The sequence below is a fragment of the Streptomyces sp. NPDC014891 genome, assembly GCF_043081085.1.
Lineage (GTDB): Bacteria > Actinomycetota > Actinomycetes > Streptomycetales > Streptomycetaceae > Streptomyces.
The window spans coordinates 320847-344796 of sequence record NZ_JBIBWF010000003.1; the positions used below are offsets into that span (position 1 = coordinate 320847).

At 74.1% G+C, this 23950-nt stretch carries 21 protein-coding genes and 1 pseudogene; 11 read left to right on the forward strand and 11 right to left on the reverse strand.

Features of this window, described 5'->3' with window-relative positions; translation table 11 throughout:
* Window positions 1–69: 69 nt before the first annotated feature.
* A complete protein-coding gene (locus ACF09E_RS09765; protein ID WP_392204663.1) occupies window positions 70–1002 on the forward strand; it encodes a TIGR03564 family F420-dependent LLM class oxidoreductase in 933 nt (310 codons plus the stop codon).
* Between the two features lie 9 nt (window positions 1003–1011).
* On the opposite strand, the gene ACF09E_RS09770 is transcribed toward ACF09E_RS09765, so the two are convergent.
* Both ACF09E_RS09770 and ACF09E_RS09775 read right to left on the reverse strand, forming a co-directional pair.
* Window positions 1012–3288: an MMPL family transporter gene (locus tag ACF09E_RS09770; protein WP_392204664.1), complete on the reverse strand. Its 2277-nt coding sequence runs from the start codon at window positions 3286–3288 to the stop codon at window positions 1012–1014.
* 137 nt (window positions 3289–3425) lie between these two features.
* Window positions 3426–4130 (reverse strand): DUF2470 domain-containing protein, encoded by a 705-nt coding sequence (locus tag ACF09E_RS09775; protein WP_392204665.1) that lies wholly within the window; start codon window positions 4128–4130, stop codon window positions 3426–3428.
* A 198-nt stretch (window positions 4131–4328) separates the two neighbouring features.
* Between ACF09E_RS09775 and ACF09E_RS09780 the strand changes: the two genes are divergently transcribed.
* Together ACF09E_RS09780 and ACF09E_RS09785 are read left to right on the forward strand one after the other, a co-directional pair.
* Complete coding sequence (locus ACF09E_RS09780; RefSeq protein ID WP_392204666.1) at window positions 4329–5630, forward strand: hypothetical protein; 1302 nt, start codon at window positions 4329–4331, stop codon at window positions 5628–5630.
* A 74-nt stretch (window positions 5631–5704) separates the two neighbouring features.
* Window positions 5705–6175 (forward strand): hypothetical protein, encoded by a 471-nt coding sequence (locus ACF09E_RS09785; protein ID WP_392204667.1) that lies wholly within the window; start codon window positions 5705–5707, stop codon window positions 6173–6175.
* A gap of 69 nt (window positions 6176–6244) precedes the next feature.
* Here ACF09E_RS09785 and ACF09E_RS09790 read toward each other — a convergent pair whose 3' ends face one another.
* Complete coding sequence (locus tag ACF09E_RS09790) at window positions 6245–6520, reverse strand: hypothetical protein (protein WP_392204668.1); 276 nt, start codon at window positions 6518–6520, stop codon at window positions 6245–6247.
* Between the two features lie 93 nt (window positions 6521–6613).
* Here ACF09E_RS09790 and ACF09E_RS09795 point away from each other — a divergent pair, with 93 nt between their 5' ends.
* The 3 genes from ACF09E_RS09795 to meaB are packed head-to-tail and all read left to right on the forward strand — an operon-like array spanning window position 6614 to window position 11579.
* A complete protein-coding gene (locus tag ACF09E_RS09795) occupies window positions 6614–8425 on the forward strand; it encodes a methylmalonyl-CoA mutase family protein (protein WP_392204669.1) in 1812 nt (603 codons plus the stop codon).
* Window positions 8425–10599, forward strand: a complete 2175-nt coding sequence (gene scpA, locus ACF09E_RS09800) for a methylmalonyl-CoA mutase (RefSeq protein WP_392204670.1) — start codon at window positions 8425–8427, stop codon at window positions 10597–10599. Before ACF09E_RS09795 ends, scpA begins: the two co-directional genes overlap by 1 nt.
* Entirely contained in the window at window positions 10596–11579 is a 984-nt protein-coding gene (gene meaB, locus ACF09E_RS09805; RefSeq protein ID WP_392204671.1) for a methylmalonyl Co-A mutase-associated GTPase MeaB, read from the forward strand. Before scpA ends, meaB begins: the two co-directional genes overlap by 4 nt.
* 48 nt (window positions 11580–11627) lie before the next feature.
* On the opposite strand, the gene ACF09E_RS09810 is transcribed toward meaB, so the two are convergent.
* The 3 genes from ACF09E_RS09810 to ACF09E_RS09820 form a co-directional block, all read right to left on the reverse strand.
* Window positions 11628–12824, reverse strand: a complete 1197-nt coding sequence (locus ACF09E_RS09810) for a nitric oxide synthase oxygenase (protein ID WP_392205006.1) — start codon at window positions 12822–12824, stop codon at window positions 11628–11630.
* Window positions 12825–13012: 188 nt separating this feature from the next.
* Window positions 13013–14359, reverse strand: coding sequence for an NADP-specific glutamate dehydrogenase (gene gdhA / locus ACF09E_RS09815; protein ID WP_388795459.1), 1347 nt, complete (start codon window positions 14357–14359; stop codon window positions 13013–13015).
* A 142-nt stretch (window positions 14360–14501) separates the two neighbouring features.
* Window positions 14502–15758 carry a helix-turn-helix domain-containing protein gene (locus ACF09E_RS09820; RefSeq protein WP_392204672.1) on the reverse strand — a complete coding sequence of 419 codons (1257 nt, stop codon included), beginning with the start codon at window positions 15756–15758 and terminating at the stop codon, window positions 14502–14504.
* Between the two features lie 221 nt (window positions 15759–15979).
* On the opposite strand from ACF09E_RS09820, the gene ACF09E_RS09825 reads away from it, so the two are divergent.
* On the forward strand, window positions 15980–16753 hold the full coding sequence (locus ACF09E_RS09825) for a DUF4232 domain-containing protein (protein ID WP_392204673.1): 774 nt from the start codon (window positions 15980–15982) through the stop codon (window positions 16751–16753).
* Window positions 16754–16793: 40 nt separating this feature from the next.
* Here ACF09E_RS09825 and ACF09E_RS09830 read toward each other — a convergent pair whose 3' ends face one another.
* Together ACF09E_RS09830 and ACF09E_RS09835 are read right to left on the reverse strand one after the other, a co-directional pair.
* Entirely contained in the window at window positions 16794–17969 is a 1176-nt protein-coding gene (locus ACF09E_RS09830; RefSeq protein ID WP_392205007.1) for an RNA polymerase sigma factor, read from the reverse strand.
* A gap of 11 nt (window positions 17970–17980) precedes the next feature.
* Window positions 17981–18388, reverse strand: a complete 408-nt coding sequence (locus ACF09E_RS09835; RefSeq protein WP_392204674.1) for a YciI family protein — start codon at window positions 18386–18388, stop codon at window positions 17981–17983.
* Window positions 18389–18656: 268 nt separating this feature from the next.
* On the opposite strand from ACF09E_RS09835, the gene ACF09E_RS09840 reads away from it, so the two are divergent.
* The 4 genes from ACF09E_RS09840 to ACF09E_RS09855 all read left to right on the forward strand — a co-directional run bounded on the left by ACF09E_RS09840 (window position 18657) and on the right by ACF09E_RS09855 (window position 21523).
* A complete protein-coding gene (locus tag ACF09E_RS09840) occupies window positions 18657–19154 on the forward strand; it encodes a SigE family RNA polymerase sigma factor (protein ID WP_015031223.1) in 498 nt (165 codons plus the stop codon).
* Entirely contained in the window at window positions 19147–19548 is a 402-nt protein-coding gene (locus ACF09E_RS09845) for a hypothetical protein (protein WP_392204675.1), read from the forward strand. The genes ACF09E_RS09840 and ACF09E_RS09845 overlap by 8 nt, the downstream gene beginning before the upstream one ends.
* A 202-nt stretch (window positions 19549–19750) precedes the next feature.
* The gene (locus tag ACF09E_RS09850; RefSeq protein WP_392204676.1) at window positions 19751–20965 is read left to right on the forward strand and encodes a mannosyltransferase family protein; all 1215 of its coding nucleotides are present in this window, start codon (window positions 19751–19753) and stop codon (window positions 20963–20965) included.
* Window positions 20966–21064: 99 nt separating this feature from the next.
* Window positions 21065–21523 carry a hypothetical protein gene (locus ACF09E_RS09855; RefSeq protein ID WP_392204677.1) on the forward strand — a complete coding sequence of 153 codons (459 nt, stop codon included), beginning with the start codon at window positions 21065–21067 and terminating at the stop codon, window positions 21521–21523.
* Window positions 21524–21615: 92 nt separating this feature from the next.
* Here the strand turns inward: ACF09E_RS09855 and ACF09E_RS09860 are convergent, their stop codons facing one another.
* The 3 genes and pseudogenes from ACF09E_RS09860 to ACF09E_RS09870 form a co-directional block, all read right to left on the reverse strand.
* The gene (locus tag ACF09E_RS09860) at window positions 21616–22263 is read right to left on the reverse strand and encodes an alpha-ketoglutarate-dependent dioxygenase AlkB (protein ID WP_392204678.1); all 648 of its coding nucleotides are present in this window, start codon (window positions 22261–22263) and stop codon (window positions 21616–21618) included.
* A gap of 190 nt (window positions 22264–22453) precedes the next feature.
* Window positions 22454–23041, reverse strand: a pseudogene (locus tag ACF09E_RS09865) (DUF998 domain-containing protein); the annotation flags it as partial.
* Window positions 23042–23141: 100 nt separating this feature from the next.
* Complete coding sequence (locus ACF09E_RS09870; RefSeq protein ID WP_392204679.1) at window positions 23142–23939, reverse strand: DUF4389 domain-containing protein; 798 nt, start codon at window positions 23937–23939, stop codon at window positions 23142–23144.
* Window positions 23940–23950: the final 11 nt, after the last annotated feature.

A 23950-nucleotide genomic window follows, 5' to 3' on the forward strand; every position in this document is an offset into this window, starting at 1 on the left:
GCCTCCGTGCAACACACTCTTCACAGAAGGGCGGGAATCCCCTTAGCGGACGGGCGGGTTGGCGCCGGTATGACTCTCGGGATAACGCTCGGCTCGACCACGGTCCGGCGCACGATCGACAGCACGGTGCGCCTCGCGCGGGAGGCGCGCGACGCGGGCCTGCACTCGGCGTGGTTCGGCCAGACCTTCGCGTACGACTCTCCCTCGCTGGCCGCGATCGTCGGGCGGGAGGTGCCGGGGCTGCACGTCGGGACCGCCGCCGTCCCCGTCTTCGGCCGCCACCCGCTCCTCGTCTCCAGCCAGGCGCAGACCGCCCAGGCGGCCACCGGCGGCCGCTACCACCTCGGGCTCGCCCTCGGCACCCGGCATCTGACCGAGACCGGTTTCGGCATCCCGTACCGGCGGCCCGTCGGGCTGCTGAGGGAGTTCCTGACGGCGCTCCGCCCGCTGCTCGAGACGGGCACCGCCGACTTCCACGGGGAGCTGCTGACGGCGACGACGCCCTACTCGGCGGAGGTGCCGGGCGCGCGGCCGACGGTGCCGGTGCTGGTCGCGGCGATGGGACCGCAGACCCTGCGGGTCAGCGGTGAGCTGGCCGACGGGATCCTGCCGTTCCTGGCGGGGCCGCGCGCGCTCGCCGAGCACATCGTGCCCGCCGTGACCGCCGCGGCGGAGGCGGCCGGCCGGCCCGCGCCCCGGGTGGTGGCCCTGGTCCCGGGGGTGGTCACCGCGCGGTCCGGGGTGGCGGCCGTGCGGGAGCGGGCGGCCGCGGAGCTCGCGCTGTACGAGCGGATTCCGTCGTACCGGCGGGCGATCGAGGCGTCCGGCGCCGCGGGGGCGGCCGAGGTCGCCGTCATCGGCGACGAGGAGGCGGTCGCCGCGGAGGTGCGGCGCTACCGGGAGGCGGGGGCGACGGAGGTGGTGTTCACGGCGACCGAACTCGACGGTGAGGAGGGCCGGGTGCGCACCTGGCGGCTGCTGGGCGAACTGTCGCGCGGCTGAGCTCCGGGCTCATCCCTTCTTCGCCCCGGCCGGCGCCGGCTCCGGATCCCCCTCGCCCTCGGTGTCCAGGTGGGGCAGGATCCGGTCCAGCCACCGCGGGGTCCACCAGGCGTGCTTGCCGAGCAGGGTCATCACGGCGGGCACGAGCAGCAGGCGGACCACCGTGGCGTCGATGAGGACGCTGGCCGCGAGCCCCAGGCCGAGCATCTTGACGACGATGTTGTCGGAGACGATGAAGGCCGCGAAGACGCTGACCATGATGAGGGCGGCACAGGTGATCACCCGGGCGGTGATCTCCAGGGCGTGGGCCACGCTGGCCTTGGAGTCCCCGGTGCGCAGCCACGCCTCGCGGACGCGGGACAGCAGGAAGATCTCGTAGTCCATGCTGAGGCCGAAGACGATGGCGAACATCATCATCGGCACGTAGCTCTCGATGGGCACCTTGCCGGAGACGCCGAGGGCGGGTCCGCCCCAGCCCCACTGGAAGACGGCCACGACCACGCCGTACGAGGCGGCGATGGAGAGGACGTTGAGCACGGCGGCCTTCACCGCGACGAGGAGGCCGCGGAAGACGGTGAGGATGACGAGGAAGGCGAGGCCGACCACCACGGCGATGATCAGCGGGAGCCGGCTGGAGACCAGGTCGAGGAAGTCCACCTGGGCGGCCGTGGTGCCGGTGACGTACCCCTGGGCGTCGGTGCCGGCCACCGCCTGCGGCAGCACGTCGTCGACGAGGTGGTTGGTCAGCCGGGTGGTCTTCTCGTCCTGCGGGGACGCCACCGAGTAGGCGGTGCCGACCAGGACGTCCCCGTCGGGGGTGGGCTGGAGCGGGGTGATGTAGGCGGCGTCGGGGACGCCGGTCAGGGACTGCTTGAGCTTGTCCGCGAGGTCCGCGCGGTCGGCGGAGGGCACGGCGGTCTGGTCGACGACGAGGGTCAGCGGGCCGTTCGCGCCGGGGCCGAAGGCGGTGGAGACGAGGTCGTAGGCGCGCCGGTCCGTGAAGGACTCGGGATCGGCGCCGTCGCCGATGTGGCCGAGCTGGATGAAGAGCAGCGGGAAGGCCAGGACGAGGAGCACCACGACGCCGCCGGTGAGGAACCACCAGGGGCGCTTCTCCACGCGCTGCGCGTACCGGTGCCAGGTGCCGTGCGCGGGTTCGCCGGGCTCGGCGTCGGTCTCGGCGACCGGCTTGCGCACGTGGTAGCGGTCGATGCGCCGGCCGACGAGTCCGAGCATGGCGGGGACGAGCGTGAGGGCGGCGAGGACGGCGGTGACGACCGTGAAGGCGGCCGCGAGGCCGAGTTTGCCGATGAAGCTGACGCCGGAGACCCAGAGTCCCGAGAGGGCGATGATGACCGTGCAGCCGGAGACCAGGACGGCGCGTCCGCTGGTGGTGGTCGCGAGGCCCGCCGACTCGGCGGGATCGTGGCCGTTCATGAGGTTCTGGCGGTGCCGGGTGATGAGGAAGAGCGCGTAGTCGATGCCGACGCCCAGGCCGATCATGGTGGCGAGGGTGGGCGAGACCGTGCCGAAGGTGAACGCCGCGGCCGTCAGGCCGAGGAGGGCGAGGCCGCAGATCGCCCCGAGGAGGGCCGTGACCAGGGGCATGACGGCGCCGATGACGCTGCCGAAGCCGATGAGGAGGACCACGATCGCGACGGCGAAGCCGATGGCCTCGCTCGTCCGGTCGTCGGCCTCGGGCCGCGCGAGTTCGCCGAGCGGACCGCCGTACTCGACCTCGACGCCGGCGTCCCGGAGCGGCTGGACGGCGGAGTCGACCCCGGGCAGGTAGCCGGTGCCGAGGGTGGAGGGCTGTTCGCTGAAGCGCACGGTGATGTAGGCGGTCTTGCCGTCCGTGGACAGCGGACCGGTGTTGGGGACCCCGGCCGGGAGGGCGGGCGGCGTGGTGCCGGGCGGCGGCAGCGGGTTCTGCACGGCGATGACGTCGGGCAGCTTCTGCAGGGCGGCGACCGTCGAGTTGACGGCGGAGGCCTCGTCGGTGAGCGGCCCGGAGGACCTGTTCAGCACGATCTGGGCCGCGTAGCCCGCGGCGGCGGGGTCGTGTGCCTGGAGGGCGTCGAGGCCCTCCGTCGACTGCACCCCGGGGAGGTCGAAGTCGTCGGAGTACTGGCCTCCGACGACCCTGTCGAGGATCTGGAGCCCCACCATCGCCGCGAGCCAGACCACGATGACGACGATGAAGTGGCGGGCGCACCAGCGCCCCAGTCGGTACAGCGCACCCTTGGGGGGTGTCGGCCGGGTGGCGGCCGGGCTTCCTGCGTTCATGGGCAAGGCCGTGTCCGGTAGGGAAGTCCCCGAGCGGTCCCCCGCACCGACCGTGCGCGGGTGTACCCGTCCATTGTTGGCCCGGCTCGTCCGTCCGGCATCTCGACCGGGTCGGGGGGACGTTCGGGCAGGTCAGGTCAGGTGAGAAGGCTGTTCGGGTGGGAGGAGCGGCGGGCCGCGGCGAGCAGGGCGTGGATGCGGGGGCCTGCTTCGTCGATGTCGGTGACGGGGGTGGGGAAGGGCAGCCGGACGTCCTGGTGGCCGGTGGGGTGTTCGAGGCGCAGGGTGATGCCGTACCGGTCGAGCGCGACCGGCAGGGCGCGGACCATGTCCCGGGCGGGGCGGGGCCGGACGAGCCGCAGCAGCAGGGGGACGAGTTCGCCGTGGCCGTCGACGAGGTGGGTCAGCATGGAGGCCTCGCAGGAGGCCATGGGGTCGACGTCGGTCGCGTGGAGTTCCTCCAGGGTGATGTAGGTGCGGCCGTCGGCGTCCTCCAGGAGGGCCTGGCCGAACTCCATGCAGATGCTCGTGGCCGCCTCCGGCTGGTAGGGAGCGGAGAGGAGTCCGGTGAGGGTGACGCGGCCCCGGAGGCGGTCGCGGACCGGGGTGGGGGCGATGTCCGTGAACTCCAGGCGGACGGGGATCCGGCCGGTTCCCCCGGTGTGGCTCTCCTCGGAGGGGTCGTGGAGGTGGATGTGCCCCATGGGTCCGGTCCCGTCCAGGAGGTGCACCTCCTGGTGGTGTCCGTCGGACACCACCGTCATGGAGTGGGCGGCGGCCAGGATCGATCGCACGCGCTCGGCGGGGGTGGGCCGTGTGACGCGGGTGGTGAAGGGACGCATCCGATTTCTCCCGGGACAGGTGACGAGGGCAGGCCACCGAGCCTGCGCTCAGAAGCCCTACTTAGGTAAGCCTAAGCTAACTCATCCTCGATCCGCTACGGAACACCCGGATCCGGCCTGGCGTCGGGCACCTGACAGCTCATGTGATGATCTCCCTTTCGATTCCGCATCCACGGACACCCCAGGGGGAGAGAAAGCATGGGAACCACGGACGCCAACGGCGTCGACCTGTCCGGCGTCACCGGCAGGCTCATCCAGACGGTCGACCTGGTGAAGGGCCCCGCCCCGCAGGCGATCGCCACCGACACCGTCAACGGACACGTCTTCGTCCTCCAGGTCGAGAGCTCCGCCACGGCCCCGCAGGGCAATCTCTGGCTCAACCGCATCAACCGCCGCACCGGCGCGATCACCGGCTCGATGCAGCTGAAGGGCTTCGGCCACGGCCTCTCCATGGGCGCCGAGCCCGTGGGCGCCGACACCTACCTCTGGACCGAGGTCGGCCCGCTGCAGCTCTCGGCCGACAACGCCGCCTTCGGCAAGGCCGTCACCCGGTTCCGCTTCGTCGACGGCGCGGTCCTCGACGGCGCCCAGATACCGCAGGGCCAGAAGTTCACCCCGCCCGGCAGCACGTCGAGCACCGGCCCGTCGCTGGACCCGGTGAGCGGGCTGCTGTGCGTGATGTACCACAAGGACGGGAAGCGGCACTTCACCCGTTACGACGCCGCCGAGGCCGCCGCGGGCCGGTGGAACCCGGTGGGCACCACCTTCGTCATGCCGGCCGGCGAGGACGTCACCCCCGACGTGCCCACGCCCCACCCGCTCAAGAAGACCCTCGTCTCCCAGGGCTACACCGCGCTGGGCGACGTCCTCTACGCCTACCAGTGGGCTCCGTACGACACGGCCGACGTCTTCCCGGGCATCGCCTTCCTCACCTCGTACTCGTGGACCACCGGCCTGCGCATCGACCGCCAGGTGGTCACCAACGCCGACGGCCTCACCCGCCGCGAGCCCGAGGGCGTCACCGCCGAGGTCGACCCCGCGACCGGCGAGACCCGGCTGCTCTTCGGCTTCAGCAACACCGTCCCCGGCACCACCGGTTCCCGCGACGTCACCATCGGCTGGTACCCCACCAGGCCCGCCGTGGACGGCGTCAAGGTCCTCGCCGACTGGGAGGACCTCGCGCTCGAACCCGGCGTGTCCCCCGGCGCCGACCGCCCGCGCGGCCGGCTGATCGCCCTCGCCGGCACCACCTACCTCCAGCTCCGCGGCACCGTCGCCTGCTCCCCCGGCCTCACCGCCGACAGCAGAATCGGAACCCTGCCGCACCGGCTGCGCGCGACCCACCTGACCCGCCAGAACGTGCCCCGCAACAACAACACGGGCCGCTGCGTGTGCCGGCTGGAGACCGACGTCACCGGCGCCCTCCGCGTGTACGGCGCCACCAGCGACAACGCCATCACCTGGATCGACTTCGACGGCGTCACCGTCGCCTGGCGATGAACCGCCGCCCGAACCGCCCCGTGCACCGCCCCGCCCCGCAGCCCGCGCACCCCGCCGAACCCGGAGAACCGACCATGACCCAGCCCCACACCAGCCGCCGCTCCCTGCTCACCGCGGCGCTCGCCGCCCCCGCCGCCGTCGTCGCCGGCCCGGTGCTCACGGCCACCCCGGCCGCCGCCGCGGACCCCGTCGACGGCTGCCAGACCGTCGTCGACTGGACGCCGGTCACGGTGGACGCGGCCGTGACCAACGAGCCCGGCGCGCCGGTCGAGGCCCGGGTGATCCGGCTCGCCGGGACCGAGTTCCTCCAGCTGCGCGGGACGGTCACCTGCTCGTTCACCGCCGACGGCCGACTCGGCACCCTCCCCGCCACCATCCGCCCGCCCAAGCTCACCCGCGGCGTCTGCCCCCGTAACAACAGCCTGGGCATCAACGCCATCCGCATCGAGGCCAACACGGCCGGCGCCGTCAACGTCTACGGCCCCCAGGCGACCAACAAGGTGACCTGGATCCAGCTGGACAACTTCTCCTCCGTCCTGGGCTGACCCCCGCGACGGGCGCCGGCCCCGGAGACCACCGGCGGACCGGCGGACCGCCGCCGCCCTCCCCGCCCGTCAGGGCGCGTCGGCGGACCAGTCGAGGCGGCCCGGATCGCCGGGGCGCGGGTCGTACAGCGACCGGCCCCCGGCACCGAACCGCCCCAGCTCCGTCTCCAGGGCCACGCCCGCCCCCCGCTGCTCCGGCGTCCGGTCGGTGACGTCGAGCAGCAGTCCGTCGAGCGGACCGCCCACCAGCTCCACGTAGACGCGGCCGGGCCGCGGGCCCGGCCGGGGGTCGTCGTGGTCCTGGCCGTAGACCCGGCCCCTCAGCAGCTCCTCGTCCCTGTCCATACGAGACAGCGTCCCAGCCGCCACTGACAACGAGAAGAAGGTCACAGTCGCGTGCTCTCCTGCTGCTTTGTCGATCTCCCCTAGCATCCGAGCATGACGGTCCTGCCTGACGACGGGCTCACCCTGGCGTCCGAATTCCCCGAAGCGCCACACGAACAGTGGCAACACCTTGTGGCAGGCGTCCTGCGCAAGTCCGGCAAAGAGGTGTCCGGCGACGCCGCCGAGGACGCCCTCTCCACACTCCTGGAGGACGGCCTCCACGTCCGTCCGCTCTACACGGCGGACACGGCGCCCGAGAACGCGCCCGACGCCGGCCTCCCCGGCTTCGCGCCGTTCGTGCGCGGCGGACGCGCCGAGGGCAACACCCTCGGCGGCTGGGACGTGCGCCAGCGGCACCTCGCCGCCGACAACGACGCCGTCCTCGCCGACCTGGAGAACGGCGTCACGTCCCTCTGGCTCGGCGCCGGCATCCCGGTCTCCTCGCTCGCCGCGGTCCTCGACGGCGTCTACCTCGACCTGGCACCGGTCGTCCTCGACGCGGGCCAGGAGACGGCGGCCGCCGCCGAGCGCCTGCTCGACCTGTACGCGGAGCGCGGCGTCGCCGACGACGCGGCCCGCGGCAACCTCGGCGCGGACCCGCTCGGCCACCAGGCCCGCACCGGGACCGCCGCCTACGACCTGGCCTCCGTGGCCGGTCTCGCCCGCCGCTGCACCGACCGGTACCCGGGGCTGCGGACCCTGACCGTGGACGCGCTGCCGTACCACGAGGCCGGCGGCTCCGCGGCGCAGGAGCTCGGCTGCTCCCTCGCGACCGGCGTCGCCTACCTGCGCGGCCTGACCGCCGCCGGGCTGAGCGTCGCCGAGGCCTGCGCCCAGCTGGAGTTCCGCTACGCGGCGACCGCCGACCAGTTCCTCACCATCGCCAAGCTCCGCGCGGCGCGCCGGCTCTGGGCCCGGGTGGCCGAGGTCTGCGGCGCCCCGGCGGCCGGCGCCCAGCGGCAGCACGCGGTCACCTCCCCGGTGATGATGACCCGCCGCGACCCCTGGGTGAACATGCTGCGCACCACGGTGGCCACGCTCGCCGCCGGCGTGGGCGGCGCGGACAGCGTCACCGTGCTCCCCTTCGACGACGCCCTCGGACTGCCGGACGCCTTCGCGCGCCGGATCGCCCGCAACACCTCCACCGTCCTCATCGACGAGTCGCACCTCGCCCGGGTCGTCGACCCGGCGGGCGGCTCCTGGTACGTGGAGCGCCTCACCGACGAACTCGCCCACGCGGCCTGGGATTTCTTCCAGTCGATCGAGCAGGCGGGCGGCCAAGAGGCCGCGCTGCGGTCCGGCACGATCGGCGAGCGCCTGGCCGAGACGTGGTCCGCGCGCAGCAGGAGGCTCGCGACCCGCCGCGAACCCATCACCGGGGTCAGCGAGTTCCCCCACCTCACGGAGAAGCCCGTCGAGCGGGCCCCGGCGCCCGCGCAGCCGACCGGCGGCCTCCCCCGGGTCCGCCGCGACGAGGCGTACGAGGCGCTGCGCGCCCGCTCGGACGCGCACCTGGCGGCGACCGGCTCCCGGCCCCGCGTCTACCTCGCGGCGCTCGGCCCGGCGGCCGCGCACTCGGCCCGCCTCTCCTTCGCCGCGAACCTCTTCCAGGCGGGCGGCATCGAGCCGGTCACCGAGGGCACCTTCGAGGAGAGCGGCGCGCGCGAGGCCTGCCTCTGCTCCAGCGACGCGCTCTACGCCGAGCAGGCCGCGACCGCGGCGGCCGGGCTGCGCGCGGCGGGTGCCGGGCACGTCCTCCTCGCCGGCCGCCCGGGGGACCACCCCGGTGTCGACTCGTACCTCTTCGCGGGCTGTGACGCCGTCGCCCTGCTCTCCACCGCCCTCGACCGCATGGGAGTGTCCTGATGTCCATCCCCGACTTCTCCGGGATCGAGCTCGGGGTGCCGGCCGCCGACGGCGGTCCCGAGGCGTGGCGGGCGGCCGTCAAGAAGGCCGCGGGCGGCGACGACCTGCTCTGGGAGACCCCGGAGGGCATCGGCGTCAAGCCGCTGTACACCGGGCAGGACCTGGAGGGCCTGGACTTCCTGGACACCCGCCCGGGCATGGCCCCGTACCTGCGCGGTCCGTACCCGACGATGTACGTCAACCAGCCCTGGACGATCCGCCAGTACGCGGGCTTCTCCACGGCCGAGGAGTCGAACGCCTTCTACCGGCGCAACCTCGCCGCCGGCCAGAAGGGCCTGTCGGTCGCCTTCGACCTGCCGACCCACCGCGGCTACGACAGCGACCACCCGCGCGTCACCGGTGACGTCGGCATGGCCGGGGTGGCCATCGACTCGATCTACGACATGCGCCAGCTGTTCGACGGCATCCCGCTGGACCGGATGACGGTGTCGATGACGATGAACGGCGCGGTGCTGCCGGTCCTCGCGCTGTACATCGTGGCCGCCGAGGAACAGGGCGTACCGCCCGAGAAGCTGGCCGGGACCATCCAGAACGACATCCTCAAGGAGTTCATGGTCCGCAACACGTACATCTATCCGCCCGGGCCGTCGATGCGGATCATCTCCGACATCTTCGCCTACACCTCGCAGCGGATGCCGCGGTACAACTCCATCTCGATCTCCGGCTACCACATCCAGGAGGCGGGGGCGACGGCCGACCTGGAGCTGGCGTACACGCTCGCCGACGGCGTGGAGTACATCCGCGCGGGCCGCGAGGCCGGGCTCGACGTGGACGCGTTCGCACCGCGCCTGTCGTTCTTCTGGGCGATCGGCATGAACTTCTTCATGGAGGTCGCCAAGCTGCGCGCGGCCCGGCTCCTGTGGGCCAAGCTGGTCAAGGAGTTCGACCCGCAGAACGCCAAGTCGCTGTCGCTCCGCACCCATTCGCAGACCTCGGGCTGGTCGCTGACCGCGCAGGACGTCTTCAACAACGTCACGCGCACCTGCGTCGAGGCGATGGCGGCCACCCAGGGCCACACGCAGTCCCTGCACACCAACGCCCTCGACGAGGCGCTCGCCCTGCCGACCGACTTCTCGGCCCGGATCGCCCGCAACACCCAGCTGCTGATCCAGCAGGAGTCGGGCACCTGCCGGACGATCGACCCCTGGGGCGGCAGCGCGTACGTGGAGAAGCTCACCTACGACCTGGCCCGGCGCGCCTGGAAGCACATCCAGGAGGTCGAGCAGGCCGGCGGCATGGCCAAGGCCATCGACGCGGGCATCCCCAAGCTGCGCGTGGAGGAGGCCGCGGCCCGCACCCAGGCCCGGATCGACTCCGGACGGCAGCCGGTGATCGGCGTCAACAAGTACCGGGTCGCGAGCGACGAGCAGATCGACGTCCTGAAGGTCGACAACTCCTCCGTGCGCGCCCAGCAGATCGCCAAGCTGAAGCGCCTGCGCGAGGAGCGCGACGAGCAGGCCTGCCAGGACGCGCTCGCCGCGCTCACCCGGGCCGCGGCCGCCGAGGGCAACCTCCTGGAGCTCGCGGTGGACGCGGCCCGCGCGATGGCGACCGTCGGCGAGATCTCCGACGCCCTGGAGAAGGTCTACGGACGGCACGCCGGCCAGATCCGTACGATCTCCGGTGTGTACCGCAACGAAGCCGGCGCTTCCCCCTCCGTGGACCGCACCCGTGCCCTGGTGGACGCCTTCGGCGAGGCCGAGGGCCGGCGACCCCGCATCCTGGTCGCCAAGATGGGCCAGGACGGCCACGACCGCGGCCAGAAGGTCATCGCCACCGCCTTCGCCGACCTGGGCTTCGACGTGGACGTCGGCCCCCTGTTCCAGACCCCGGCCGAGGTGGCCCGCCAGGCCGTCGAGGCGGACGTCCACATCGTCGGGGTCTCCTCGCTCGCCGCGGGGCACCTCACGCTCGTTCCGGCGCTGCGGGAGGAACTGGCGGCGGAGGGCCGCGAGGACATCATGATCGTGGTCGGCGGGGTGATTCCTCCGCAGGACGTGGCCACGCTCCTGGAGATGGGCGCGGCCGCCGTGTTCCCGCCGGGCACGGTGATCCCGGACGCGGCCCACGACCTGGTGACACGGCTGTCGGCCGACCTCGGACACGAGCGGTGATCGATCTCGGCACGTACGTCAAGGGCGTACGTGAGGGGAGGCGGGCGCTCGTCGCCCGCGCGATCACCCTCGTCGAGTCGACCCGCCCGCAGCACCGGGCCCTCGCCCAGGAGCTCCTGACGGAACTCCTTCCGCACAGCGGCAAAGCCGTACGCATCGGGATCAGCGGGGTGCCCGGGGTGGGCAAGTCGACGTTCATCGACGCGTTCGGCTCGATGCTCACCGGGCTCGGCCACCGGGTCGCGGTGCTCGCCGTCGACCCCTCCTCGACCCGGACCGGCGGCTCCATCCTCGGCGACAAGACGCGGATGGAGCGGCTGGCGGTCGACCCGGCGGCCTTCGTACGGCCCTCCCCCAGCGCCGGCACCCTCGGCGGGGTCGCGAAGGCGACCCGGGAGTCCATGGTCGTGATGGAGGCGGCGGGCTACGACGTGGTGCTCGTGGAGACCGTGGGCGTCGGCCAGTCGGAGACCGCCGTCGCCAACATGGTCGACTCCTTCCTGCTGCTCACCCTGGCGCGCACGGGCGACCAGCTCCAGGGCATCAAGAAGGGTGTGCTGGAGCTCGCCGACGTGGTGGCGGTCAACAAGGCGGACGGCCCGCACGAGCGCGACGCGCGCGCCGCGGCGCGCGAACTCGCGGGCGCGCTGCGGCTGATGCACGGTGCGGAGTCCTTCTGGACCCCTCCGGTGCTCAGTTGCAGCGCCCGTGACGCGGCGGGCCTCGACGAGGTGTGGGGGCGTCTGGAACAGCACCGGGCCCTGCTGGACTCGACGGGCCGGCTCACGGCCAAGCGCCACGACCAGCAGGTGGACTGGACCTGGTCCATGGTCCAGGACGAGCTGCTGCGCCGCCTCCACTCGGATCCGGAGGTCCAGGGCCTCGTGCCCGCGCTGGAACAGCGGGTGCGCGCGGGCGAGCTGACGGCGACGCTGGCCGCCGAGCGGATCCTGGACGCGTTCGGGGGGCGGCGCGGCTGACGGGCCGCCGTCCAGGGGCCCTTCCTTTCGGGAGGGCCCCCGCGCCGGTCACGTCCGGGCCAGGAAGGCCGGTCGCAGGGACGGGTCGACCGGGTCGTAGTACCGGTGGAAGACCGGGGTGGCGGAGCCGGAGACCGGGGGCACGATCCAGCTCCAGTCGGCCGGGGTGTCCCGGCCGTGCCGGCTCTCCTGGGCGATGTGCCGCAGGAAGCGCCGGGACTCGGTGTGGTGGTCGGCCACGGTCACTCCGGCCTGCTGGAAGGAGTGCAGCACCGCCACGTTCAGCTCGACGAGCGCCCGGTCGCGCCACAGGGTCCGCTCGCTCGACCGGTCGAGGCCGAGGCGGTCCGCCACCACGGGGAGGAGGTCGTACCGTTCGGTGTCGGCGAGGTTCCGGGCGCCTATCTCGGTGCCCATGTACCAGCCGTTGAACGGCGCCGCCGGGTACCGCACGCCGCCGATCTCCAGGGTCATGTCGCTGATCGCGGGCACGGCGTACCAGCGCAGTCCCAGCTCGGCGAAGCACGCGTGGTCGGGGTGGCTCAGCGGCACCTCGCGGACGGCGTCGTCGGGCAGCTCGTACCAGCGGGGCCGGTCGCCGGGCCGCTCCTGCACCATCAACGGCAGTACCTGGAAGGGCTCTTCGTCGCGCTTCCATCCCAGGTCGCGGGCGCGGGCGGTCAGGGCCTCGCTGCGCGGGTCGCCGAGCCGGTCCCCTTCGGGCGTGCGGTGCCCCGCGTAGCGCACGAGCTGGTCGTTGACGATCCGGGGGCCGGGGCGGTCCGGCCGGTCGGGGGCGAAGACGGTGATCACGGGGCGGATCCGGCCGCCGTTGCCGGCGAGCCTGAGGTGTTCGAAGGACGCGGCGGCGATGTCGTCGGCGGAGACGAGGTGCCGCAGGTCGCGCACCACGAGGCTGCGCCAGTAGAGCCTGCCGATGCAGCGGGCCGCGTTGCGCCAGGCGACGCGGGCGCCGAAGGCGAGTTCGGCCGGGGAGTGCGTGTAGGTGCCGGTGCGGTCGATCTCGGCCAGCACCTCCCGGAGCCGGCTCCGCACGTCGCCCCCGGCGCCGGGCTGCTCGGCGTGGAACTGGCGGACGAAGCGCTCCGCCTCCTGCCGGTCCGCGCGCTGCGGGGTCCGGCCGCGCCCGTCCGGTGCCGGGGCTGCGGGGGCCGGGTCACCGTGCGCGTAGGGGCAGGTGCCGGTGGTGGGGACGGACTTGCGGCGGCGGCTGCGACTGAAGATCAATGTGTTCCTCCCGGCCCCATGACTACCGTATGAACACGGCTGGGCGCGGAGGGTGCGTGAATATCCGGTCCCGGACGGTCTGCGCTGGTACGCTTTGGCCGCTCATGCCCCAATGACCGGTTTGCGGCGGACGGCTCCGTTCCACGCGGCCGGGCGCGTGGAACGGAGCCGTCGTGTCACGAGCCTCAGATCACGCCCTGCGCGGTCATCGCCCGCGCCACCCGCAGGAATCCGGCCACGTTGGCGCCGAGGACGTAGTCCTCGGCGTTGCCTCCGTAGGCCTCCGCCGTGGCCCGGCACTCGGCGTGGACACCGCGCATGACCGCGGCGAGCCGGGACTCGGTCTGCTCGAAGGTCCAGCTGTCGCGGGACGCGTTCTGCTGCATCTCCAGGGCCGAGGTCGCCACGCCGCCGGCGTTGGCCGCCTTGCCGGGGCCGAAGAGGACGCCCGCCTCCCGGAACACCTTGACCGCCTCGGGCGTGCAGGGCATGTTCGCACCCTCGGCGACCGCGAGGACCCCGTGCTTGACCAGGGCCACGGCGTCGTCGAGACCCAGCTCGTTCTGGGTCGCGCACGGCAGGGCGATGTCGCACGGGACGTCGTACACCGTGCCCCGGGCGGAGAAGCGCGCGGTCGGCTTCGCCTCCGCGTAGGCGGAGATCCGGGCCCGTCGCACCTCCTTGACGTCCTTGAGCAGGTCGAGGTCGATCCCGTCCTCGTCGACGAGGTATCCGGAGGAGTCGCTGCACGCCACCACGCTGCCGCCCAGGGCCTGCACCTTCTCCGCCGCGTACACCGCCACGTTGCCGGAGCCGGAGACCACGACGCGCCGTCCGTCGAAGTCCTGGCCGCGGGTGGCGAGCATCTCCTCCGCGAAGTAGACCGCGCCGTAGCCCGTGGCCTCGGTGCGGACGTGGGAGCCGCCCCAGCCCACGGGCTTGCCGGTGAGGACGCCGGACTCGTAGCGGTTGGTGATCCGCTTGTACTGGCCGAAGAGGAAGCCGATCTCGCGCGCACCGACACCGATGTCCCCGGCCGGCACGTCCGTGTGCTCACCGAGGTGACGGTAGAGCTCGGTCATGAAGGACTGGCAGAAGCGCATGATCTCGGCGTCCGAGCGGCCCTTGGGGTCGAAGTCCGCGCCGCCCTTGCCGCCGCCGATCGCCATGCCCGTCAGCGCGTTCTTGAAGATCTGCTCGAAGCCGAGGAACTTCACGATGCCGAGGTTGACGCTCGGGTGGAACCGCAGCCCGCCCTTGTACGGGCCGAGGGCGCTGTTGAACTCCACGCGGAAGCCCCGGTTCACCCGCACGGCGCCCTGGTCGTCCACCCACGGAACCCGGAAGAGCAACTGCCGCTCGGGCTCGCACAGCCGCTCCAGGATCCCGGTCTCGACGTACTCGGGGTGCCGCTCCATCGCGGGCGCGAGGGAGTCGAGGACCTCGGCGGCCGCCTGGTGGAACTCCTCCTCCCCGGGGTTGCGTCGGCGGACCTCCGCGTAGACGGCTTCCATGTGTGCCGTGACGTTCATGGGTGACTCTCGCCTTCTTCTTCATCGAAAGTGCCGGCGCGTGCGGGCGACGTCACGCCATTGTTGCCCGACCCTCCCGCGCGTCCGTCACCGAGCCCGCCCCCGGGCCGCCCGCCCCGCGGCGGCGGATCGCCGGGCCGCTCTAGCGACCCTCGGTTTCCACGTCGTTGTCGATCCACTCGGTCCAGCCCAGGGGGTAGGCGAACGCCGGCCGGGCGAGGTTGCCGCTGGTGCGGAACGGACGGCCGTCGTCGTCGACGCGGATCGTGCCGCGCTCGGAGCCGCTGGACCAGGCGAGCTCCAGGTACCAGCTGACGTCGTGCGCCCGGGCCCGCGCGGCGACGTTGAAGATCACGGGGTCGGTCTCGCTCGTCTTGTACGAGAACGTCCGCTGCCCGCCCACGGGTACGGCGGTGGGGCGGCCCGCGTCGAGGTCGACGGCGAAGGCCTTCGTGGACACCTCCCCGCCGCAGCCGACCCCCATCACGTAGTCGTTCCAGGGCAGCGGGGCCTTCTTGCTCACGACCCGGACGTGGAGGGCCTCCAGGACGACCGTCCGCTTCCCCTTGCCCTGGACGGTGAGCCGGAGCAGCTGGTCCCCGCCCGGGACCGCGTCGAGTGCGGCGATCCAGCCCGGCGCGTCCTGCTCGGTGGGCGGCGGGGGCACCTGCTCGGGGCCGCGGTCGATCAGATAGTGCTGGGTACAGGGGCCTTCCCAGGTGTGCGGCGCTGTGACGACGTTCGGCGCGTTCGCCGTCCCGGGGGCCGTGCCGCCGGGCCGCCCCGGATCGGCGGAGGGCGTCCCCGGGCGCTCGGCGCCCGGGCCCGAGGGGGACGCGGCCGTGCCGGCGGGCCTGTCGTCCCCCGAGAGGTCGAGGACGAGCGCGGCCGACACGACGGCGACGAGGGCCGCCGCGGCGGCCGCGGCGGTGCGCCGGACGCGCCGGTTCCGCCGCGGGACCGGGGAGCCCGCCGGGGACGGCCCCCCGGGCGCGGCCCCTGCGGACGGCGCGGGGTTCTCCGGCGGCGTCTCGGACGCCGCCGGCGCTCCGGGCGCGGGCGGGGGCTGCGGTGCGGACGCCGGCGCGGCGGTGGCCGGAGACGGGGGCCCGGCAGCCGGTTCCGGTGCGGCGGGCGCGTCGGGGGCGGGCGCCCTGCGGCCGCGCGAGACGTCGGCCCGCACCCACAGCCGGTGCAGCTCGACGAGTTCGTCGGGGGTCGCCCGGCACAGCCGCGCGAGCCGCTCCACGGGTGCGTAGTCGACCGGGACGGCGTCGCCGTTGACGTACCGGTGGAGGGTCGACGCACTCGTGTGCAGACGCTTGCCCAGCGTCCCGTAGCTGAGCCCCGAGCGTTCCTTGAGCTGCCCCAACAGCGCCGCGAGCTCGTCCCCCGCCACCGTCCCACCCTCTTCCGGCGTTCGTCCCCGCGTCCCAGGAAGGGACATCGACGCAGGTCAGCGCCTCGAATCCATTCCAGCGTCCCGTACCGCCCGGTAGGAGCGGCCGTTGGAACGGATCTTGTCACAGGCTGTGGTCAGCGAAGCAAGGCCGCCACGGGCAACGGCGGACCGGGCCTCACGACGACCGAATTCCGATCCCGACCCCGAGGGGGACTCCCATGTCCGCACGCACCACCCGCACCCGGCTGCTCGCCGCCACGACGCTGGCGGTCGCCGCCCTGTCGCTCACCGCCTGCGGCGGCGGCGCCGTGAAGGACGAGGGCGCCGCCACGTCGTCCGTCGCCCCCACCGGCGCCTCCTCCCGGCCGGCCGGGGAGCCGACCACACCGTCCGGGGACGGGACCACGACGCCCGCGGACGGCTCCGCGGGCACGACGTCCGGGTCGACCGGCGGATCCACGGGCGGCACCGACGGCGGCTCCGAAAACGGCGGTACGGCCACGGGCACGAGCACCGGCGGGAAGACGGGCGGCGCGACCGGAGGCAAGGGCGGCTCGGCCTCGGGCGGCGGCGAGGACGGGCCGTCGCGGAACAAGCAGTGCGGCGCGGGCGACACCAGGACCACGGCCACCCCGGTCGCCCGCCCGCTCAACCACCTGCTGCTCACCGTCACCAACACCGGCTCCGGCCGCTGCGACCTCCTCGGCTACCCGGTCGCCCGCTTCGGCGAGGCCCAGTCCGTCCCGCCCGTCGTCGAGGAGACCCACCCGCAGACGGTCGTGACCCTCGGCCCCGGCGAGTCCGGGTACGCGGGCGTGCTCCTGTCGGCCGCCGACGGCAGCGGACAGCACGGCTACACGACCGCGAGCCTCACGGTCGGCTTCACCGACGGCACGACCGCGCGGCCCCGGCTGGCCGGGAAGGGCGTGTACGTCGACAGCTCGCTGCGGGTGACGTACTGGCAGGGCTCCATGGACGACGCCCTCAACTGACCGGCGGACCGGGCCGGGAGCGGGCCGGGACCGCGCTCCCTCAGCGGTCCCGGCCGGTGTTGAGCCGGGCGGCCCGGCGCGTCAGGTAGTCGCGCTCCGCCAGGTTCGGCGCCTCCCGGGCCGCGTCGGCGTACAGCCTCGCCGCCAGCTCCGGATCGCCGGCCCGCTCGTGCAGGTACGCCGCCGCCGCGGTGGCACGCGGCAGCGGGTGACCGCGGGCCCCCGCACCCGGGGCGGGGCCGGTCAGCTCCGCGAGCGCGGCGAGCCCGGCGCGCGGCCCGTCGGCCTCGCCCAGGGCGACGGCCCGGTTGAGGCGAACGACGGGGCTGTCGGTGAACCGCAGGAGCTCGTCGTACCACTCGACGATCTGCACCCAGTCGGTCTCCTCCGCCGTGGGCGCGTCGGCGTGGAGCGCGGCGACGGCGGCCTGGGCCTGGTACTCGCCGAGCCGGTCGCGGGCGAGGGCCGCCTGGAGGATCCCCACGCCCTCGGCGATCAGCGCGGTGTCCCAGCGGCCCCGGTCCTGCTCGGCGAGCGGCACCAGGCTTCCGTCGGTCGCGGTGCGGCCGGACCTCCGGGCGTGGTGGAGCAGCATGAGCGCGAGCAGCCCGGCCACCTCGGGGTGGTCGATCGCGGCCGCGAGCCGGCGGGTGAGGCGGATGGCCTCGGCGGCGAGGTCGACGTCGCCGGAGTAGCCCTCGTTGAAGACCAGGTAGAGGACGCGCAACACGGTGCCGACGTCGCCCGGCCGGTCGAAGCGCACGCCCGAGACGGTGCGCTTGGCCCGGCTGATGCGCTGCGCCATGGTCGCCTCGGGCACCAGGTAGGCCTGGGCGATCTGGCGGGTCGTGAGCCCGCCCACGGCGCGCAGGGTGAGGGCGACCGCGGAGGACGGCGTCAGCGAGGGGTGGGCGCAGAGGAAGTAGAGCTGGAGCGTGTCGTCCACCGCGGTCGCGGGCCCGGGCGGCGGTTCGTCCTCGACGCGGTCCTCGCGCCTGCGGCGGGCGGTGTCCGCCCGCGCCGCGTCGAGGAACTTGCGCCAGGCCACGGTGACCAGCCAGCCCTTGGGGTCGCGCGGACGCTCCTCCGGCCAGACGCGGACGGCCTCGACCAGGGCGTCCTGGACGGCGTCCTCGGCCGCCGCGAAGTCTGCTCCGCGGCGGACGAGGATGCCGAGCACGCCCGGTGTGAGGCTCCTGAGCAGGGCCTCGTCCACGGGGGCGCCCGTCACTCCGTGATGGTGGGCGGCTCGGACAGGAACGGGCGCAGTTCGAGCCACTCGTGGAGGGGCCTTCCGCCCGCGCCCGGTGCGGCCGACAGCTCGCCGGCGAGTTCGACGGCCCGCTCGTAGCTGTCGACGTCGATCACCATCCAGCCGGCGATGAGGTCCTTCGTCTCGGCGAACGGCCCGTCGGTGACCGGCGGCCGCCTCTCGCCGTCGTACCGGACGAAGGTGCCCTCCGGGGAGAGCGCCTGGCCGTCGACGTACTCGCCGGTCTTCTCCAGCCGCTCCGCGAAGTCGCGCATGTACTGCACGTGGGCCGAGATCTCCTCCGGCGTCCACCGGTCCATGGGGACGTCGTTGACGGCGGCGGGAGCGCCTCGGTAGTGCTTCAGCAGCAGGTACTTGGCCATGGTGGTTCGTCTCCTCGGTGCCGGTGCGACCCATTGTGGTCGCTTCCGCCCCGGGGACGGAGCCGACCGCGGGTTCTCGACATCGCCGTCCGGATGAATTTTCCCGGCCCTCGTGGCGGGGCGGTGACGTGCGCGTGCCGTCGGCCCCGCGTCGCACACCCCTGCCCTGTTCTGTGACCACCATCACTCCGTGGATGCGCGACCCGTGTCGACCGGACGCCCGGTGCCGGGCGTATGCGTGGTGAAGCGAAAGATCCGGGAGTGAGTGGTGACCGTTGAGGAGTTCGAGGCGTTCTACGAGCAGGCGGTCGCACGACTCACAGGGCAGCTGTACGTGATGCTGGGCGATCTGCACGAGGCTCAGGACGTCGTGCAGGAGGCCTTCGTCAAGGGCTGGAGCAGGCGCCGGCAGCTCGACCGCGACGGGCAGCCCGAGGCGTGGATCCGTACGGTCGCCTGGCGCCTGGCGGTGAGCCGGTGGCGCTTCCGCAGGCGTACGTCGGACGCCTGGGACCGGGCGGGCGCGCCACCGCCCGTCGAGGGGCCCGGTCCCGAGTACGTGGTGCTCATCGACGCGCTGCGCGACCTGCCGGCCCAGCAGCGCCGGTCGGTGACGCTGCACTATCTGTGCGACCTGAGCGTCGAGCAGATCGCCGGCGAGACGGGGCAGTCCGCCAGCACCGTCAAGACGCACCTGGTCCGCGGCCGGGTCGCCCTCGCCGATCGTCTACGGCCCCGGAACGTTGAGGAGGACCCCGGTGCTTGACCCCCAGGACGCCCAGGAGCCCCAGGATCCGCTGCGCGAGATGTTCCGGCAGGCCGCCGCCGCCGGTCAGGCGCGCGCCCGTGCCGTGCCGGTCGCCCGGATCGCCGAGCGCGCCCGGCGGGCGCACCGGCGCCGGGTCGCCCTGGTCGCGGGGGCCGCGTGCGTGCTCCTCGCGGGCGGCGGCGTGACCGCGGCGGCGCTGCTCTCGGACGCGCCGACGCCCGTCGTGCCCGCCGTGAGCCCCTCCGTCGACCTGCCGTCCCCCGGAGAGACCACCGCCCCGCCGTCGAGCACCACGACGGAGCCGGGCCCGCCCACGCCCGGGAGCACCACCGGCGGTTCGTCGGCGACGACGACACCGCCGCCGGGACGGGTGACGACGTCACCGCCCTGAGCCCGGCCGTAAGCCCCGTCGTGAGCCCGCCCGCCGAGGCTCCCGCCCCACCGGTCGGGCTCCGGCCGCCGGCCGGGGCCCCGCGCCCGGGCTCCACGGCCCGACCACCCGCCGGGCAGCCCGCCCGACCTCCGCCGCATCGCTCCGTGACGCCCGCCGTCGCGCGGTCCGCCATGCCCTGACACCCCGACGAGAGTCCGCCATGTCTGTGCTGTCCCCCAGGTCCCCGGAGAAGGCGCCGCCGGCGCCGCCGTTCCCCGCCGTCCCCCGCGCCGGCCGGCGAGGGCTCCGGCTCGACGCCGAGGACCGGGACGTGCTGTGGCTGTACCTGCTCACCCGGGCGGCCCTGTGGACCACCGCGTACGGGGCACGCTGGCTCTTCCCCGCCGACGCCGGCACCCGTGACCCGGGCCCGGCCCTCGCGCCGTTCGAGCGGTGGGACTGGGGGCACTTCCTGAACGTGGCGCGCGACGGCTACTTCCCCGCGGGCCGGGGGCCGTGGGACGCCGAGTGGGACGACCGCGAGGCCTTCTTCCCGGGCTTCCCCCTCGTCCTGCGCGCCGTCCACACGATCGTGCCGCACTGGACCGCGGCGGGGCTGCTGATCTCGTTCGTGGCGGGCGGGGTGGCGGTGCTGGCGCTCGTCCGGGTCGCCCGGCTGTACCTGCCCGACGAGGGCGCCGGGCGGCGCACGGTGCAGCTGCTGCTGATATCCCCGTGCGCGGTCTTCCTCGCCGCCGGGTACAGCGAGTCGCTGTTCCTCGCCCTCGCCCTGCCCGCCTGGCTCGCCGCGCAGCGCCGTGCCTGGCCCCTCGCGGCCGTGCTCGCCGCCCTGGCGACGACCGTCCGGGTCAGCGGGCTGTTCCTCGCGGCCGCCCTGGCCCTGCACTTCGTCCTGACGGCCCGCGGCCGCGCCGACTGGCGCCCGCTGCCCTGGCTGGCGCTGCCGGCGCTGCCCGCCGTCCTCTACGCCTGGTACCTGTGGGCGCGTACCGGCGACTGGATGGCGTGGAAGCACGCCCAGGAGCGGGGCTGGTACCGCCACTTCCACGCGCCGTGGGAGGCATGGGGCACGACCTGGGAGTCCTCGTTCGACCGGGTCCTGACGACCGGTTACGCCTCCATGTTCCAGGCCGAGCTGCTCGCCATGGTCGTGGGTCTGGCGCTCGCGGTGCTGCTGGTGCGCCGCCGCCGCTGGCCCGAGGCCGTCTACGTGGGTCTCAGCCTGTGGGCACTGGGGACGTCGTACTGGTACCAGTCCATTCCCCGGGCGACCCTGCTGTGGTGGCCCCTGTGGGTGGTCCTGGCCGCCTGGACCCTCCGCTCGCCGCGTTTCCGGACCGCGTACTTCTGCCTGGCGGCGCCCCTGTCGACGCTGTTCGCTCTGACGTTCCTGACGGGCCGCTGGGCGGGCTGAGGCGCGGCGTCCGCGACGGGCCGCCGGTCCGGCCGGGTGTCGGCGATCTCCGTCTCGCCGCGGGGCAACCCCGTACCGCCGCACGGCGTCCTACCGGCCGTGACCGATCCTTTCGCACCCGACGTCCCCGCCGGTTCCGAGCCCTTCGACGACGACGAGGAGTCCGTCCGCCCGGGCCCGTTCCGGCGCCACGCGCTGTGGGCGGCGGGAGTCACCGCCGCGGGGGTGGCGGTGGGCTGGGTCACCTCCCTGTTCCGGATCGGCCCCGAGGAGTACGGTCTGCCGCCCGCCGCTCCGGGCGCGCTCTGGCCGTACCTGACGGCCTGGGCCGTGATCGGACTCGTCGTGGCGGGCCTCCTGCGCGCCACGGCCGCCCGGGTTCCGGTCTACGCGCCCGGCCGGACCGCCGTCGCGCTGACGTACCTCGGCACCCGGCTCTCGCTCGGCTGGCGTCCGGAGGCTCCGGTGGTCGGCGCGATGGCGGCGGCGGCCCTGATCGCGGCGGCGGTCTGGTGCGCCGTCGCCCTGCGGCAGAACCGGCGCCGGGCCGAGGCCTGATCCCGGTACGGGGCCGCGGCACGCATCGCGGCGGTGGGGGCCCGGTGCGGGATGCCGGCCCGGATCCTCGGGTCCGCCCGGGGCGCTGCCCGTCAGCGGACTCCGCGGGGCCGGAACTGGACGCTGATGCGGGGCCCGACGGCCCGGCTCGTCTTGGGGACGGCGTGCTCCCAGGTGCGCTGGCAGGAGCCGCCCATCACCACGAGGTCGCCGTGGCCGAGCGGGAGGCGGAGGCGGGCGGGGCCGCCGGCCCGGGGACGGAAGGCGAGGTCGCGGGGGTCGCCAAGGGAGAGGATGGCGACCATCGTGTCGTGGTGGGCGGAGCGGCCGGTCCGGTCGCCGTGCCAGGCGACGCTGTCCCGGCCGTCCCGGTAGAGGCAGAGGCCCGCGGTGACGAAGGGTTCCCCGAGCTCGGCGGCGTAGTGGGCGCCGAGGACGTCCCGGGCCTCCGCGAGGGCGGGGTGCGGGAGGGGCGCGCCGTGGCCGTAGTGGGCCAGGAGCCGGGGCACGGCGACGACGTTGTCGTACATGGGACGCTCCTCGGCCCGCCAGGGGACGCGGTCGGCGAGCTTTTCGAACAGCGCGTCGGCCCCGTGCAGCCAGCCGGGCAGGTGGTCGACCCAGGCGCCGTCGTCGAGCGGCGTCCGCCGGAGGCCGTCCAGCGGGCCGAGGCGGATCTCGTCGCCCTGGTCGAACAGGGAGCCCTGGAGTCCGGGAAGGGCGGGTCGTGCTGCGTTCACGGATCCACCCTAACGCTGAATCGAACAAATGGACGAATGACAGGGGTGCCGGGAAGCGCCTGCCGGGTCAGCCGCCCGGGGGGCGTCGCGGCTGCTCGGGGTTCCTGCCCGCCCTGCCGGCCACACCCCTCCCCCCGCTCCCACCGCCCTCCTCGCCGCCACGGCCCCGACCGTCCTCGCCGCCCGCCACGGGCCGGCTCGCGCCGTAGCGCAGGCAGGAGGCGACCACCACGAGGGGCCAGGTGGACTGGACGCAGGTCACGAGCCGTTCGGCGACCCCCGCGGCGCCCTGGCGGTTCATCTCCACGAGGAACCAGACCGCGCCGAGCGCCATCACCACCGTGACGGTGACGGACGGCCGCAGCCGCAGCCCCCACGGCCCGCCGCCGCTGCGCACGGCGGCCAGCACGGGCCACACCGCGAGAAGCGTGAACCCGACCACGACGACCGCCCCGTGGTTCAGGGAGCCCCCGCTGCTCGGCGCGGGCACCAGCGCGACCCCCAGGGCCGCGACCCCGCCCCCGGCGAGCGCCAGGCGTCCGGCGCGCGCGGCCGGCCGCAGGCCCCAGGCGGTGAGGAGGTGACAGACGCCCAGCGCGAGGAACGCCCCGGTCATGACCCAAGAGCCCGCCGCGCCGTAGGCCGCGAGGACGCTGATCGTGTCGGTGGCGGGGTCGTAGGCGGGTCCTTCGAGCAGGGCCGCGACGGTCCAGCCGCCGGCCAGCAGCAGAGGGGCGCATCCCGAGGACAGAAGGGCCCATCTCGGTACGGATCGCATCGGACCACCGTAGGACGCGCCGCTCGTCGCCCACCGCATCACGCGGAGGCGTCGGCCGTGTCCCGGGTGCCGCCGCCCTCGGCACCCGGGGCCGGCGCGGTCATTCCGCCGCCGGTGCGGCGGCGGTCGCGCGGTCGTCGCCCGTGTCGTCGTAGTCGACGGTGCCCGAGGTCAGATGACCGGCGAGCCCGAGGACCAGGAAGAGCCAGACCAGGACCTGCGCCCCGGTGCCCAGCCGCAGCGGGCGGGTCGCGGAGTACGCGGGGAGCCCGGCGGTCTCGGGGCCGTCGCCCAGGATCCCCTTGGGGTACACCGGGGTGAGCATCGTGGCGTAGGCCGTCAGGCGCATGCGGTAGCGCACGACGGCAGCGGTGGCCCCGAAGACCGGTTCGGGGAGCCGGCCCAGCACGATCCCGATCAGCCAGAACACCCAGCTGACGGCGAACCAGCCGGACATCGCGAGGCTGCTGACGACGGCCGCCGGGATCATCAGGATCAACCGGAACAGGACGGCGAGCCGGTTGAGCGGGGTGGCGCGCAGTTCGATGCGCACCGGGTAGTCGGGGGCGTCGAAGGAGAACGGCGGGTAGCGGTCGACGAGCAGGGTCGCGTCGGCCGTGACCCTGGTCTGGTAGGCGAGGACCGAACCGAGGAAGGAGGCGATGGGGTCGGGCAGCCGGCCCAGGACCAGGGCGCTGAACCAGCCCGCGATCGTGACGAAGAACGCGACGAAGGACAGCAGGGCGACGACGACGAACTGCGGGAGGAGCAGGAGCCAGCGCAGCAGCACGGTCCAGCGGCGCTGTCGCCCGGGCGGCGGCACGTCCAGGACCGGCCGCCATTCGGGCCCGTCGGCCTCGGTGCCGGCCGGGGGCCGGGGTTCCCAAGCTGCTGCCATGACGGTCTCCG